Raw genomic sequence first — 14,315 nt, 5'->3', positions numbered from 1 at the left:
TCGACCGACCTGCTGGAAACCGGCATCAAGGTGATTGACCTGGTCTGCCCGTTTGCAAAAGGCGGCAAGGTTGGCCTGTTCGGCGGCGCCGGCGTGGGCAAGACGGTCAACATGATGGAACTGATCAACAACATCGCCAAGGCGCACTCGGGATTGTCCGTGTTTGCCGGCGTGGGCGAGCGTACCCGTGAGGGCAACGACTTCTACCACGAGATGGCAGATGCAAAAGTGGTCGACCTCGAAAACCTGCCGAACTCCAAAGTCGCCATGGTGTATGGCCAGATGAACGAGCCGCCAGGTAACCGTCTGCGCGTGGCGCTGACCGGCCTGACGATCGCCGAAGGCTTCCGTGACGAAGGTCGGGACGTGCTGTTCTTCGTGGACAATATCTATCGCTACACGCTGGCCGGTACCGAAGTGTCCGCACTGCTGGGCCGCATGCCATCAGCCGTGGGTTACCAGCCAACGCTGGCTGAAGAGATGGGTCGCCTGCAAGAGCGCATCACGTCGACCAAGACCGGTTCGATCACGTCGATCCAGGCCGTCTACGTCCCTGCCGATGACTTGACCGATCCGTCGCCGGCAACCACGTTTGCCCACCTGGACTCCACCGTCGTGTTGTCGCGTGACATCGCCGCGCTTGGTATCTATCCAGCCGTGGATCCGCTTGATTCGACTTCGCGCCAGCTTGACCCGCATGTGGTCGGCCAAGAGCACTACGATACAGCGCGCGCAGTCCAGGGCACGCTGCAGCGTTACAAGGAATTGCGCGACATTATTGCCATTCTGGGCATGGACGAACTGGCGCCGGAAGACAAGCTACTGGTAGCCCGTGCACGCAAGATGCAGCGTTTCCTGTCGCAGCCGTTCCACGTTGCTGAAGTGTTTACCGGTTCGCCAGGCAAGTATGTTCCGTTGAAAGAGACCATCCGCGGCTTCAAGATGATTGCCTCGGGCGAGCTCGACCACTTGCCTGAGCAAGCGTTCTACATGGTTGGCACGATCGACGAAGCCATCGAAAAAGCGAAGAAGATGCAGTAACCGGCGCCGGTCCGCAGCACTCCTGCGGACCGCTGCCATACTGGATTTTTCGATTTCGCAATTTCTGATTTCGCAAGACAAGGCAAATTTATGGCAAATACGATACACGTTGACGTGGTCTCCGCCGAAGCGCTGATTTTTTCGGGCGAGGCAGAATTCGTCGCGTTGCCCGGCGAAGCTGGCGAACTTGGCATTTATCCAAAGCATACGCCGCTGATTACCCGCATCCGTCCGGGTGCAGTGCGCATCAAGGTGAGCGGCCAGCAAGAGGAAGAATTCGTGTTCGTCGCCGGCGGCATCCTCGAGGTGCAGCCAAACGGCGTGACCGTACTGGCCGACACCGCGATCCGTGGCCACGACCTCGATGAAGCCAAGGCAGCAGACGCGAAGAAACTGGCCGAAGAAGCCCTGGTTAACCGCGAGTCGAAGATAGACTACGCAGCAGCGCAGGTTGAACTGGCGGTTGCCGTTGCGCAGTTGGCGGCGATCCAGAGATTACGGCAGAAACGCTGATCCATTGTTGGCGGCAGCACGACAGGAAAGGCGCTTTGGCGCCTTTTTTGTTTTCGGGCATTCGTGTCCTTGCGCACACCCGGCATTTCCCCGGCCTGACCCCCGCCAATGGCCGGGGTGCGGCAAAACTGCCGGTGGCTATGCCCTCGTGAGAAAACCAGCTCGTCAAAAAGGAATACCGTGAATACCGCAGAACAATCCATCGCAGACATACTCACGACTTCCCGCACCGTCGCCGTGGTCGGCTTGTCCGACAAGCCCGAGCGCGATAGCCACGAAGTCGCCGCCTACTTGCAGCAGCATGGATACCGCATCATTCCGGTCAATCCTGTGTTGGCCGGCAAGCAAATCCTTGGCGAGACTTGCTACGCCAGCCTGCACGACGCCGCGCAGGCGCCGGCACAACGGGATGCCCGCATCGACATCGTTGACTGCTTTCGGAAGTCGGAAGCGATGAGCGAAATCGCTGAGCAGGCCGTCGAGATCAAAGCCCGCACGCTATGGATGCAGCTCGGTGTGGTCAATGAAGCCGCCGCACAGATCGCACGGGACGGCGGGCTGGAGCTTGTGATGGACCACTGCATGAAAATCGAGCACACGCGACTGTTCGCAAAACCGAAGAACTGAAGCAAGGCAGACCATACGCCGTCTGCTGCGTCATGTGGGCGGGCAATCTCGCCAATGCTGTTCCTTTCCCTGTCCAATCGCCGCTTGCCAGTGAGACAGCCTGTCGTTAGCGCGGTGCTTTGGGCGATAATAGCGGTCTTTCCGAGAGATCCCGCCCATCCATGCCTTCCTTCGCTCCGCTGAAAAACGACACTTTCCTGCGTGCGCTGTTGCGCCAGCCGACTGATTACACGCCGGTGTGGCTGATGCGACAAGCCGGTCGCTACTTGCCTGAGTACCGTGCATCGCGCGCGCGCGCCGGCTCATTCCTCGGCCTGGCCAAAAATCCCGAATTGGCGACTGAAGTGACACTGCAGCCGCTGGATCGCTATCCGCTGGACGCCGCCATACTTTTTTCCGACATCCTGACGGTCCCCGACGCAATGGGACTTGGGCTGAGCTTTGCAGAAGGCGAGGGTCCGCGCTTTGCCCATCCGTTGCGCGACGAAAAAGCGGTCATGGCCCTGCAGCAGCCGGACCTGTCATCGCTGCAATATGTGTTCGACGCGGTGACACAGATACGGGTTGCCCTGCAAGGACGGGTCCCGCTGATCGGATTTTCAGGCAGTCCGTGGACCCTGGCCTGCTACATGGTCGAAGGTGCTGGTTCCGACGACTTCCGTACTGTCAAGGCCATGCTGTACAACCGGCCTGACCTGATGCATCGCATCCTGGCCATCAATGCCGCGTCGGTCGCCGCCTACCTGAACGCGCAGATCGATGCCGGCGCCCAGGCCGTGATGATCTTCGACACCTGGGGCGGCGCGCTGGCCGACGGTGCGTACCAACGCTTCTCGCTGGCCTACATGCAGCAAGTGATCCGGCAGACCAAACGGGAACACGACGGCCAAAAAATCCCGCTGATCGTTTTTACCAAGGGTGGGGGTCTCTGGCTGGATCAGATCGCAGACTGCGGCGCGGATGCGGTCGGACTCGATTGGACCGTCAACCTGGGCGCGGCCCGCGCCAAGGTCGGCGCACGCGTTGCGTTGCAGGGCAACCTCGATCCAGTGGTCCTGTTCGCCGGCGCCAAGCAGATCCGCGAGGAAGTGCGCGGTGTGCTGGAGTCGTTTGGCAAGCCCTCGCCAGGATCCGGGCATGTATTCAACCTTGGCCACGGCATCTCGCAATTCACGCCGCCAGAGGCGGTCACCGAACTTGTGCAATCGGTGCATCAAATTAGCCGCGAGCTTCGTGCCAGTGCAAGTTGAGTCGCCTTTCACAGAAGTTATACACACCTGTACATTTGTGCGAAGCAGCAAGCGCGCTGTAACGCTGGCTTCGTGCATCGGCGCACTAAGTTTCTGAATCAAAACAGTAAATTGTGATTTGCCTGCCAGGAAAACAGCAATTGCCGGTAAAGGTCAAGCGGAAATTCGTGCTGGCCGATACAGGTTGTACACAAAGTTTTCCACAGGCTGGGATGCCCAAAAAATTCCCATTAGGAAACCGGAAGTTTGCCGCGTAACTTAATGTAAGTTCTCAGGTTGGGAACCTTTTTTGCTAGCATTCCCGCAACGTTTTTCGCCGGTAAAAGCGTTCATAGCCTGTCTTGAAATTACACTTATGCACAATTCCGGTGAGCGGTAGGCTAAAAGCAACTATCGCTTTTGGACGAAAGCAGCGTCGGACTAAGTCATTGAAAGCATTGGGGTTTAATTTTTGCCTTGCCAATGGGCAATCCTTCGAAACCCGCATGGAATCTAGCGTTCCGGCCGGATACCAGTTGTTATCCCCATAGTTATCCACAAAGTCTGTGGATAGGAAAAAAAGCGCTTAATAAACCGACCGTTACGCCAAAACTTAAAGTGTTACCTTAACTTGAAACCGGTCATTCTCCAGGTCGCACTCGACGCTCCGCTCGACGCCCTGTTCGACTACGCGTGCCAGGAACAGCCTGCACCGCCCGTTGGTGCGCTGGTGGTGGTTCCTTTCGGGCGCCGCGAGGTAACGGGACTCGTGGTCGGGCACCTGGATGAAAGTCGGCTGGCTCCGGAAAAGATCAAGTCCATCCTGGGCTGCCATGTCGAACTGGGCGTGTTGAGTGAGCACTGGCTCGCGTTGTGTGCGTTTGCCGCCGAGTATTACCACCGACCCCTTGGGGAGGTGGCTTTGCCCGCACTACCAAAACAGTTGCGCGGACAAAAGGTCGGACCGCTCCAGAAAGCCCTGCGCAAACTGGACCCGGCGCCGGTCAAGGCCAAGCGCCGCAAGGCCGGCGCCGTAGCCAGCGCCGAGACCGAGCCGGCCGCCATGGCAAGCTTGCGCTTGTTTGGCCAGGCCACCAGCGGTGGCGGCCAGCCCGACATTCCGCCGCCGCTCAACGACGAGCAAGCGCACGCCGTGGCACAAATCACCGGCCAGGCCGGCTTTGCGCCGACCCTGCTGTTTGGCGTCACCGGCAGCGGAAAGACCGAGGTCTACCTGCACGCCGCCACCGAGATCCTTGCCCGATCATCCAGTGCCCAGGTGCTGATGCTGGTGCCGGAGATCAACCTCACGCCACAACTGCTGTCGCATGTACAGGCGCGCTTCCCCGATTACTGCGTGGCGACCATGCACAGCGGACTGGCGGAAGGCGAACGACTGCTGAACTGGCTGGCGGCGCATACCGGCCGGGCCCGGATCATCGTCGGCACCCGGCTTGCCGTGCTGGCCTCGCTGCCCGGATTAGCCATGATCATCGTCGATGAAGAGCACGACGCCTCCTACAAGCAGCAGGAGGGGCTGCGCTACTCCGCCAGGGACCTGGCCGTATGGCGGGCCCATCAGTTGCAGATTCCGATCGTGATGGGGTCGGCGACACCGTCACTGGAGTCCTGGCAGCATGCCGAGTCGGGCCGTTACCGCAAGCTCAGTTTGTCGGCCAGGGCGGTCCAGGAGGCGGTATTGCCACAAGTACTGCTGGTCGACCTTGAGCGCGACAAGCCGCACCAGGGCTTGTCCAATACCTTGCTTGCCGCGCTCAAGGCGCGCCTGGACAAGGGCGAACAGTCGCTGCTGTTCCTCAACCGGCGCGGTTATGCGCCGGTGCTCAACTGCGAGTCCTGCGGCTGGGTCAGCAGTTGCAAGCGATGCACCGCATTCATGGTGTTGCACAAGCCCGAGCAGCGGCTGCGCTGCCATCACTGCAGCCTGGAGCTGCGCATTCCGCGCTCCTGTCCGACTTGCGGCAATGTCGACCTGCAGCCGATGGGTCGCGGCACGCAACGCGTCGAAGAAGGCTTGCAGGAGATATTTCCCGAGGCCCGCATCCTGCGCATCGACGCCGACTCCACCCGCCGCAAAGGCAGTGCCCAGGCCGCGTTCGACAGTGTCCATAGCGGCCAGGTCGATATCCTGGTCGGCACCCAGATGGTGGCCAAGGGACACGACTTCAAAAACCTGACGCTGGTGGGCGTGCTGAACCCCGACACAGCACTGTTTTCGCATGACTATCGCGCCAGCGAGCGGCTGTTCGCCCAACTGATGCAAGTGTCCGGACGGGCTGGCCGCGCCCGCCCGAAAGAAGGCGGTAACGCCGCGCAAGTGCTGGTGCAGACCCGCTACCCGCAGCATCCGCTGTACGCCACGCTGGCGGCGCACGACTACCCGGGGTTTGCCAGCGTGACCCTGGCCGAGAGGGCCCAGGCCGGACTGCCGCCATTTGTCCATCAAGCTCTGCTGCGTGCCGAAGCCCGGACGCTGGAGGCGGCAATCGGCTTTTTGGAGACCGCCAGTCAGGAAGCGGAGGATCGCCCGCTATCGGTGGTGATGAATGACCCCATCCCGATGGCCATATCGCGGGTGGCCGACGTCGAGCGGGCGCAGATGCTGCTGGAGTCGCCATCGCGCCCGGCACTGCAATCGTTCCTGCGCGTATGGGTGCAGCGGCTGCGCCAGGGAAAAGCGCGGGCACGATGGTCGCTGGAAGTCGATCCGATGGATATCTGAAGCGCAACGGTGCCCGCATTGGGTCGCGTCAATTTACCGGGCGGCCGGAACAAGCCTTACAATCCCTGACAGAAATCAAAGATGCCTGAAAGGCGCACACATATGGGGGCACTACCCGAGAACTGGCTGGCGTCAAAGGATCGCAATACGCGGCTGCGATTGCGCCGTACCGGGCTGGCTGCACTCGACTACGTTGTCATGTGCGTCATCCTGATCGGGTTTGCAGCGCTGGGCACGATTTCATACCGCGTGCCCTTGATCCTGCTGGGGGCCACGCTGCTCATCAACGCCCTGTTCCTGAGCTTGATCGCTTCTGGCTGGAGCCGCCGCTGGCCTGATCCGTCATTGACGGCCGTGCAGGTGTTCGCGGCCTGTGCAGTAAACCTGGCAGGCATGATGATGGCGCCGCAGCTCGCGCACGTATTCATTGTCGTGCTGTTCATGCCGCTGTCGTATGCCAGCCTGCATTTCACGCAGCGCATGTACCTGGCCATCTGGCTTTACCTGTCCGTTGCCGTGGGCGTGGCGATAGTCGCCACGGGCGCTTTCCGCAATGTGGCCGACCACAACTGGGCCGGGCAACTGTTGTTCTGGGCGGTCGTGGTGTTTACCATCGGACGCTTTTTGTCGATCAATGCCGTCGTCTCCAGGCTGCGGCTGGACTTGAAGAAAAAGAATGAAGAATTGCAGTCTGCAACCGGCAAGCTGACCGAACTTGCCAGCCGCGACGAACTGACCGGATTGTGGAACCGCCGCGAGTTCATGCGGCTACTGCAGGACGAAGCTCGGCGCGCTGCCCGCAGCCAGACCAGCTTTTGCGTCGCCATCATCGATATCGATCACTTCAAGGAAGTCAACGACAAATACGGCCATCTCGTTGGAGATGCCGTATTGCATGAACTCGGGCAGTTGCTCGAATTCTCGCGCCGTGCCACCGATAGCCTGGGCCGGTACGGCGGCGAGGAATTCACACTGCTTTTACAGGGTGCGCGCGCGTCTACTGCGACAGTTGCGCTGGAGCGCACGCGCAATCTGGTGGCGCAACATGATTGGTCCGGCATTGCGCCGGATCTCCACCTCACCATTTCAGCCGGCATTGGCGCCTGGCATCCGGGCGACACCCTGACTGTCGTGATGAACCGTGCCGACTCTGCCCTGTACGAAGCCAAGAACGCCGGACGCAACTGTGTGCGCACGGTTGCGCGTTAGCACCATCCGGAGCTGAATTTCAGAGCGGGTGCGCGCCCCTCTGCTCGGTGAAATGCGGTGTCGAAACCGGATCGAAATCCGTCCAGTCGCCGTCTTCTATCGTGCCTTCGGCGCGTTCGATATCGGCGGCGCCCAGCGAGCGCAACAGGTCGACTGCGCGGCCTGCTTCGTCATCGTTGTCGACACCCACCGCCACCATCATGCCCCAGTGCCGAACGTGGGGGCCCGGATTGTCGGCGCCATCGTCTTGCATCGCGCCCAGGCTGCCTGTGATATTGCCGATATGCGCACCGACAAAAGCACCAGCGATGGCGCCCAGCGGCCCGGTGACCGGCAGCGTTGCCGCGCCGATTGCCGCGCCAAGCGCGCCGCCCGCCAATGTGCCAGCTGCCAGTCCTGCGGGTGCTTGCCTGGCGCCTTCATCACTGTTCTCGTCACCCCCGAGCCGATAGAGGTCGTGGCGCCCGGGAGGGTTCAGGTAAAAGGTGCTGATGTGTCCGGACGCGAATCCGGCGCGCATCAATTCGCGTACCGCATGGTCGGAATCCGACTGCTGTTCAAACTGTCCTGCAATGATTGTTTGCATGACTTCCTCCTCCGATGCTGGTCTTCATCAGAGCAATTCGACCGGCAATAGTTTCGCCACCGGGGAACAAACAATCGGCAGGGTTGACGCCTGGAATGGCTGTCCTGCGACCGCCTTACATCATCGGCGCATCGAGCAGGCCATCCGCCGCCATTTCGCGTATGGTCCGGATCGTGTCGATGTCCGACTCCTGATAGGCCGAGCGGCGAAAGTCGTTGACCATTTGCTGGTCCGTACTTTCGGCGGTGTCGACGGCGTCGTCCCCGCCATCGGCGTATTCGAAGCGCACGAACAAGCCACCCTCAAAGGGTTGCTCGATCGTCATCGTGAGCCTGGCATCGGGAATGTCGCCTTGCCTGGGAACATGAAAGCCAATCCGGTCGGGCGCCTCGAACGTCACGCTGTCGCGGATTACGGTCTCGCCATAGTGCAGCGCGCGCTCGATCGACGTCTGCGTACGGGCGGTAATGATGCACTGGTCCAGCCAGGGTACGAAGCGTTTTGGCATTTCCGCCCGCAGTACCAGGCCGCGCCATAACTGGTCGCGGGTAAGCGGCGTGATCAGTGGATTCTGTGGGTCGTTGATCTCGACCAGGTGGGAAAATCGCATGCGTTCAACTTTACCACGCTCGTCATGCGCAAAAAAGGAGGGCGGCGGTCGGGATGTCATGCGTTGCATGGCAAGCCTGGCCCGGATGTGTGACCGCGCGCGTCTGATTGCGGACGTACGGCCGCCGTGAGCGGTCCCTATCCGCTAAAATGGCCCGCCCAGTCCTTGAGTCCCGCATGTCGAACCAGCATCTTTCCGGCCTCAACCCACACCAGCGCGAAGCCGTCGCCTACATGGACGGACCGTGTCTTGTGCTGGCGGGCGCCGGCTCCGGAAAGACGCGCGTCATCACGCAAAAGATTGCGCACCTGATTGAGCAATGCAATTACGAAGCGCGCAATATCGCCGCGCTGACCTTCACCAACAAGTCCGCAACCGAAATGCAGGAGCGGATTGCCAAGTTGTTGAAGGAACCAAAACAGGCCCGCCACCTCACCGTCAGCACTTTCCATTCCCTGGGTGTGCAGATATTGCGGCGCGAGGCAAAGGAAGTCGGCCTCAAGGACCGCTTTTCGATACTCGACAGCGACGACTGTTTTTCGCTGGTGCAAGACCTTGCCGCCACGACCGACAAGCAGCTGATCCGGAAAGTCCAGAACCAGATGTCGCTGTGGAAGAACGCGTTGCTGGCGCCCGACGACGCAGTCCGGAGCGCGACGGGCGAACTCGAAATGCAGGCGGCCCGGATTTACCGCAGCTACGTCGCCACGCTGTCGTCCTACCAGGCGGTGGACTTTGACGACCTGATCCGCTTGCCGGTCGAACTGTTCCGGAAAAATGACGACGTGCGCGACAAATGGCAGCGCCGACTGCGCTACCTGCTGGTGGATGAATACCAGGACACCAACACCTGCCAATACGAATTGGTCAAGCTGCTGGTGACCGGGCCTGGCAAGAAGCCGATGTTTACCGCGGTGGGCGATGACGACCAGGCCATTTATGCCTGGCGCGGTGCGACCATTGAAAACCTGAAAACGCTGCAGGTCGACTTCCCCGACCTCAAGGTAGTCAAGCTGGAGCAAAACTATCGTTCTACGACGCGCATCCTGCAGGCCGCCAATGCCGTGATCGGCAACAATCCGAAACTGTTTGAAAAATCCCTGTGGTCCGAGCATGGCCTGGGCGACCCGATCAAGGTGATGGCGATGGACGACGACGAACATGAGGCGGACCAGATCGCCATCATGCTGTCGGCCCACCGGTTCGAGCGTCGCACGCGATTTTCCGACTATGCCATCCTGTATCGCGGCAACCACCAGGCGCGCATCTTCGAGAAAGCCTTGCGCCGCGAGCGGATTCCTTATGTCATGTCCGGCGGCCAGAGTTTCTTCGACCGCGGCGAGATCAAGGACATCATCAGCTACCTGCGCCTGATCGCCAACGGCGACGACGACCCGGCATTCATCCGCGCGGTAACCACCCCCAAGCGCGGCGTCGGCCAGACCACGCTGGAAGCGCTTGGCGCCTACGCCGGCCAGTGGCAGTGCTCACTGTTCGAGGCGGTCTACAAAGGCGGCATTGAGACCAGGCTCAACGAGCGGCAATTGCGCCCGCTGCGTGAATTCTGCGACTTCATCAACCAGCTGGAGGCCCGCGCCAGCCGGGTCGGCGCCGCCGGCAGCGGCGACAATGCAGCCAGCGTGCTGGACGACATGATGAAAGCCATCCATTACGAAGCCTATCTGTACGACACCTTTGACGATTCCCAGGCGCAGTCGAAATGGCAGAACGTGCTGGACTTCGTCAATTGGCTCAAAGAGAAGGGCACCGGCGGGCGGGACGGCAGCGATCCGGAAAAAAGCCTGCTCGACCTGACGCAGATGGTGGCCTTGATGAGCATGCTCGACGGGCGGGACGAGGAACCCGACGCTGTGCGCATGTCGACGCTACATGCCTCCAAGGGCCTGGAATTTCCCCATGTATTCCTGGTCGGGATCGAGGAAGGCATCCTGCCGCACAAGGGCGATCCGGATGCCCCCGATGAATCGATCGGCGCGCGCATCGAAGAAGAGCGCCGGCTGATGTATGTCGGCATTACTCGCGCCCAGCGCAGCCTGACGGTAAGCTGGTGCAAGAAGCGCAAGAGGGCGCGGGAAAGCGTGCACTGCGACGTGTCGCGTTTCATCAAGGAGATGAAACTCGACGAAGGCGACGCCGTGGCGACCGAGGCTGAGAAAATCACGCCGCAAGCCAGGCTGGCGAACCTGAAGGCCTTGCTGCAAAAGCCCAAGGCCGCATGACGCGCTGGCCGTGCGCAGCATTGAAAAATCAAAAGGAAATATCCATGAACGAAGAGCGGCTGGTCGACATTGAAATCAAACTGACCCGGCAGGAAGATTTGGTCGACACCCTGAACCGTACTGTTTTTCGCCAGCAGCAAAAAATCGACGAACTGTCATCTCTTTGTACGGCGCTGGCGTCGCGGATCAGGGAATTGCAACAGGGGCTTTCCGACTCCGGCGCGGCCAACGAGCGGCCGCCGCATTATTGATACATGGTGTGAATTGGTGTGAATGCCACTCGCCGATCAAATTCATATGACCTCTACCAACGACGCCTTGTTGCACGCGAAGCTGAACCAGGAAACGGCCAGCATCGCCTGGTCCGAACTGACGCGCTGGTTTGCATCCGGCATGGTGGTTGCCGTGTCGCCCGACCTTGACCTGATCGAAGTGGCGGCCGCCATGACGCGCGACGATGCCGCCGCGGTCAGCCAATGGATGAGCGCACAGCGCATTGCAAAAGTAACAGACGAACAGGCGCAGGCCTGGCTCGACCAGAACCGCCAAGTCTGGGCGATCGTGGTCAAGCCCTGGATACTGGTACAGCTAAAGTGACCCAAGGCGCGGCGGCAACAACGGCGCCCAGAACCTGTACCCGAACATAGGCCCCCGATTTATTGCTTCCCGGCCTGATCTCCCGGGCGCACTTGTCGGCCGCGCCATCCGGGAGCTTTGTCCTCATCCAGCAACTCGTCGATCTGATCCTCTTGCGGCGTCTCCTGCCAATCGGACATCTTTCGAATTTCGTCAAAGCCGATATCACTGCCAGCCTCTGCAACGGTGTCGCGTCCGGCCGTGGCAGTTTCGCCGGTGCCGGACGAATCACTGTCTGCGCTTAAATTGGCATCGCCGAGATCCGGGCCGCCGGTGTGCCCGGCAGTGCTGAATTCGGGATCGGAATTGGTGCCGGTGTCGAGCCGGATCACTTCGTCGTGCGCCAGCCCATCGGCGCCGATGATGTCGCTGCCTGAATCAGAGTTGTCGCTCGGCCCGAGCGCGCGCGTCCCATGGCCGCGACCCAGTGACCGGTCGCGTTGCCCGAAGTTGTCAGGGTCCAGTGTGCTGCTAGCCATGTTGCACTCCTTCCATGCCAAAACAGTTAGAAGCGCCCCCCGCGCTGGAGTTCAACCGGATTGCCGGTAATGGAAATGCCGCGACCGGCGCTGCGCAATTGCCCGCAGCGGCGTTAGAATTGGCAGCAGCAATGCCCATGCCCACCGTGACCCCCGACCCCAGCCTGCTTGACCGCAAGATCATCCACTGCGACTGCGATTGCTTCTATGCGGCGGTGGAAATGCGCGACGATCCCTCGTTGCAGGGAAAACCGCTGGCTGTCGGTGGGCGCGCCGACCGGCGCGGCGTGGTCGCCACCTGCAATTACGAAGCGCGCCGTTATGGTGTGCATTCCGCCATGTCCACCGCGCAGGCACAGAAGCGATGCCCGCAGTTGATCGTATTGCCGCCGGCAATGGAAAAGTACCGCATCGCTTCACGCCAGATACTGTCCATCTATCGCGACTACACCGAGCTGGTCGAGCCCCTGTCGCTGGATGAAGCCTATCTCGACGTCAGCGCGACGCCGCAATGCAATGGCAGCGCCACGCTGATTGCGCAAGAAATCCGCCGTCGCATCGCCGACACCGTCGGCATCACCGCCTCGGCCGGCATCGCGCCCAACAAGTTCGTTGCCAAGATTGCCAGCGACTGGAACAAGCCGGACGGCCAAATGGTCGTGCGGCCGCACGAGGTGGACGCCTTCGTCGCTGCCTTGCCGGTCGGGAAGCTGCATGGCGTCGGGCGTGTGACCGCGGCCAGGCTCAACAAGCTGGGTGCGCAAACCTGCGCCGACCTGCGTGGCTGGAGCCTGCTGCATCTGCAACAACATTTCGGCAAGTTTGGCGAGCGCCTGCACGGCCTGTGCCGCGGCATCGACCTGCGCGAAGTCTGCCCGTCGCGCGAGCGCAAGTCCGTCAGTGTGGAAGAAACCTACGTCACCGACTTGCCGGACCTGCAAGCCTGCCGCCAGGCGCTGCCCGAATTGCTGGTGCGCCTGGCCGAACGCATCGCCCGCGCAAAGGCGCAAGACAGCATTGGCAAGCTGTTCATCAAGATCCGTTTCGACGACTTCCAGCGCACCACGGTCGAATGCAGCGGCAGTGTGCTGGACCAGGAAACATTCAGTCAACTTCTCGAAACTGGCTATGGCCGCCGCCGGCGTCCGGTGCGCCTGCTCGGCGCCGGTGTCGGCGTGGCCGAAGCGCGCGAACAACAACAGTCGGGCTTGTTCGACCCGCAAAACTAACGCCAGCCGCGCCCGACCTTCGGTAGAATGGCCGGTTTTTGGCGACCCCCTCCATGTGGTTCAAGAACCTCCAGATTTACCGACTTCCCGCCCCTTGCCCGTTCACCGCTGACCAGCTAGAAGCAGCACTGGCGCCGCAAGCTTTCGTTGCCACCAGCAGTATCGACATGCAAAGCATGGGCTGGGTCGCACCGCGGCCGCATGGCCGGCTGGTGCATGTGGTCAACCAACAAATGCTGTGCCTGCTTGGCCGCGAAAAAAAGCTGCTGCCCAACACTGTCATCAACCAGGTTGCCAAGGCGCGCGCCATCGAGCTGGAAGAACAGCAAGGCTTCAAGCCGGGCCGCAAGCAAATGAAGGAGCTCAAGGAGCAAGTCGCAGACGAACTGCTTCCGCGCGCCTTCAGCATTTACAGCAGCACCCTGGTCTGGATCGACCCGATCAATGGCTGGCTGGTAGTCGATGCCGCCAGCGCCGCCAAGGCTGAAGATGTACTGAAGCTGTTGATCAAGGCGTTCGACAAATTTCCGATGGAAACGCTGCATGTTGCGCTCTCGCCGCGCGCGGCCATGACCGACTGGCTGGCGACCGACGAAGCGCCGGGCGGCTTTACCGTCGACCAGGACACCGAATTGCAATCCACCGGCGACAGCCGGGCTACCGTGCGCTACGTACGCCACACGCTGGATCCGGAAGACGTGCGCCGCCATATTGCCGCCGGCAAGCAGTGCACCCGCCTGGCCATGACCTGGGCCGACCGTGTTTCATTCGTCCTGACGGAGTCGCTTGCCATCAAGCGCGTGACGCCGCTGGATGTGATCAAGGAAGGCAGCGACACCTCGTCCCGCGACGAAGACGAACGCTTCGACGGCGATTTCGCGATGATGGCCGGTGAGTTGTCGAAGATGATTGCGGACCTGGTAGAGGCGCTGGGTGGCGAGCAGAATGCGCTGCGCACAGCAGCCTGACCCGGTCCGACCTGCCTGCACCCTGCATTTCTGCTGAAATGCAGGGTATTTCCTGGCAGACGCTGGCAAAGCCGGCCCACTTCATGTAGACTTGCGCGCCTTGAGTCCGGTGTCGTAGCGGGCTCAATGGAGTGGTAGTTCAGTTGGTTAGAATACCGGCCTGTCACGCCGGGGGTCGCGGGTTCGAGTCCCGTCCACTCCGCCA

Annotated in this window: 14 protein-coding genes and 1 tRNA gene; 12 read left to right on the top strand and 3 right to left on the bottom strand. The window is 61.0% G+C overall.

Features of this window, described 5'->3' with window-relative positions; genetic code table 11:
• From atpD to Q7T64_RS02725, 6 genes are all read left to right on the top strand, one after another.
• Positions 1-1,041, top strand: a 1,041-nt coding sequence (gene atpD, locus Q7T64_RS02750; RefSeq protein WP_304790775.1) for a F0F1 ATP synthase subunit beta, incomplete at its 5' end; no start/stop codon positions are given.
• A gap of 90 nt (positions 1,042-1,131) precedes the next feature.
• The gene (locus Q7T64_RS02745) at positions 1,132-1,554 is read left to right on the top strand and encodes a F0F1 ATP synthase subunit epsilon (protein ID WP_304790772.1); all 423 of its coding nucleotides are present in this window, start codon (positions 1,132-1,134) and stop codon (positions 1,552-1,554) included.
• A gap of 180 nt (positions 1,555-1,734) precedes the next feature.
• Positions 1,735-2,181: a CoA-binding protein gene (locus Q7T64_RS02740; RefSeq protein WP_304790770.1), complete on the top strand. Its 447-nt coding sequence runs from the start codon at positions 1,735-1,737 to the stop codon at positions 2,179-2,181.
• 161 nt (positions 2,182-2,342) lie between these two features.
• Positions 2,343-3,431, top strand: a complete 1,089-nt coding sequence (gene hemE / locus Q7T64_RS02735; RefSeq protein ID WP_304790767.1) for a uroporphyrinogen decarboxylase — start codon at positions 2,343-2,345, stop codon at positions 3,429-3,431.
• Between the two features lie 610 nt (positions 3,432-4,041).
• The gene (locus Q7T64_RS02730) at positions 4,042-6,153 is read left to right on the top strand and encodes a primosomal protein N' (protein ID WP_304790764.1); all 2,112 of its coding nucleotides are present in this window, start codon (positions 4,042-4,044) and stop codon (positions 6,151-6,153) included.
• Between the two features lie 102 nt (positions 6,154-6,255).
• Entirely contained in the window at positions 6,256-7,362 is a 1,107-nt protein-coding gene (locus tag Q7T64_RS02725) for a GGDEF domain-containing protein (protein ID WP_304790760.1), read from the top strand.
• A 19-nt stretch (positions 7,363-7,381) separates the two neighbouring features.
• Here Q7T64_RS02725 and Q7T64_RS02720 read toward each other — a convergent pair whose 3' ends face one another.
• Both Q7T64_RS02720 and Q7T64_RS02715 read right to left on the bottom strand, forming a co-directional pair.
• Positions 7,382-7,948 (bottom strand): hypothetical protein, encoded by a 567-nt coding sequence (locus tag Q7T64_RS02720; RefSeq protein WP_304790757.1) that lies wholly within the window; start codon positions 7,946-7,948, stop codon positions 7,382-7,384.
• Between the two features lie 115 nt (positions 7,949-8,063).
• The gene (locus Q7T64_RS02715; protein WP_304790754.1) at positions 8,064-8,558 is read right to left on the bottom strand and encodes an SRPBCC family protein; all 495 of its coding nucleotides are present in this window, start codon (positions 8,556-8,558) and stop codon (positions 8,064-8,066) included.
• A gap of 176 nt (positions 8,559-8,734) precedes the next feature.
• Between Q7T64_RS02715 and Q7T64_RS02710 the strand changes: the two genes are divergently transcribed.
• Genes Q7T64_RS02710 through Q7T64_RS02700 form a run of 3 tightly spaced genes read left to right on the top strand, consistent with a single transcriptional unit; the run spans position 8,735 to position 11,395 of the window.
• Positions 8,735-10,798 (top strand): UvrD-helicase domain-containing protein, encoded by a 2,064-nt coding sequence (locus tag Q7T64_RS02710; protein ID WP_304790751.1) that lies wholly within the window; start codon positions 8,735-8,737, stop codon positions 10,796-10,798.
• 44 nt (positions 10,799-10,842) lie between these two features.
• Positions 10,843-11,049: a SlyX family protein gene (locus Q7T64_RS02705; protein ID WP_304790747.1), complete on the top strand. Its 207-nt coding sequence runs from the start codon at positions 10,843-10,845 to the stop codon at positions 11,047-11,049.
• 46 nt (positions 11,050-11,095) lie between these two features.
• A complete protein-coding gene (locus Q7T64_RS02700) occupies positions 11,096-11,395 on the top strand; it encodes a DUF2288 domain-containing protein (protein ID WP_304790744.1) in 300 nt (99 codons plus the stop codon).
• A gap of 59 nt (positions 11,396-11,454) precedes the next feature.
• Here Q7T64_RS02700 and Q7T64_RS02695 read toward each other — a convergent pair whose 3' ends face one another.
• Positions 11,455-11,913, bottom strand: coding sequence for a hypothetical protein (locus tag Q7T64_RS02695; RefSeq protein WP_304790741.1), 459 nt, complete (start codon positions 11,911-11,913; stop codon positions 11,455-11,457).
• Positions 11,914-12,044: 131 nt separating this feature from the next.
• On the opposite strand from Q7T64_RS02695, the gene dinB reads away from it, so the two are divergent.
• The 3 genes from dinB to Q7T64_RS02680 all read left to right on the top strand — a co-directional run bounded on the left by dinB (position 12,045) and on the right by Q7T64_RS02680 (position 14,315).
• Positions 12,045-13,142, top strand: a complete 1,098-nt coding sequence (gene dinB, locus Q7T64_RS02690) for a DNA polymerase IV (protein ID WP_304790777.1) — start codon at positions 12,045-12,047, stop codon at positions 13,140-13,142.
• A 53-nt stretch (positions 13,143-13,195) separates the two neighbouring features.
• Complete coding sequence (locus Q7T64_RS02685; protein WP_304790738.1) at positions 13,196-14,110, top strand: recombination-associated protein RdgC; 915 nt, start codon at positions 13,196-13,198, stop codon at positions 14,108-14,110.
• Positions 14,111-14,238: 128 nt separating this feature from the next.
• Positions 14,239-14,315 (top strand) — tRNA-Asp (locus Q7T64_RS02680).

It is taken from the genome of Lacisediminimonas sp. (assembly GCF_030645335.1).
Classification (GTDB): Bacteria; Pseudomonadota; Gammaproteobacteria; order Burkholderiales; family Burkholderiaceae_D; genus Lacisediminimonas.
This window is presented reverse-complemented; position numbering and strand designations above follow the sequence as displayed.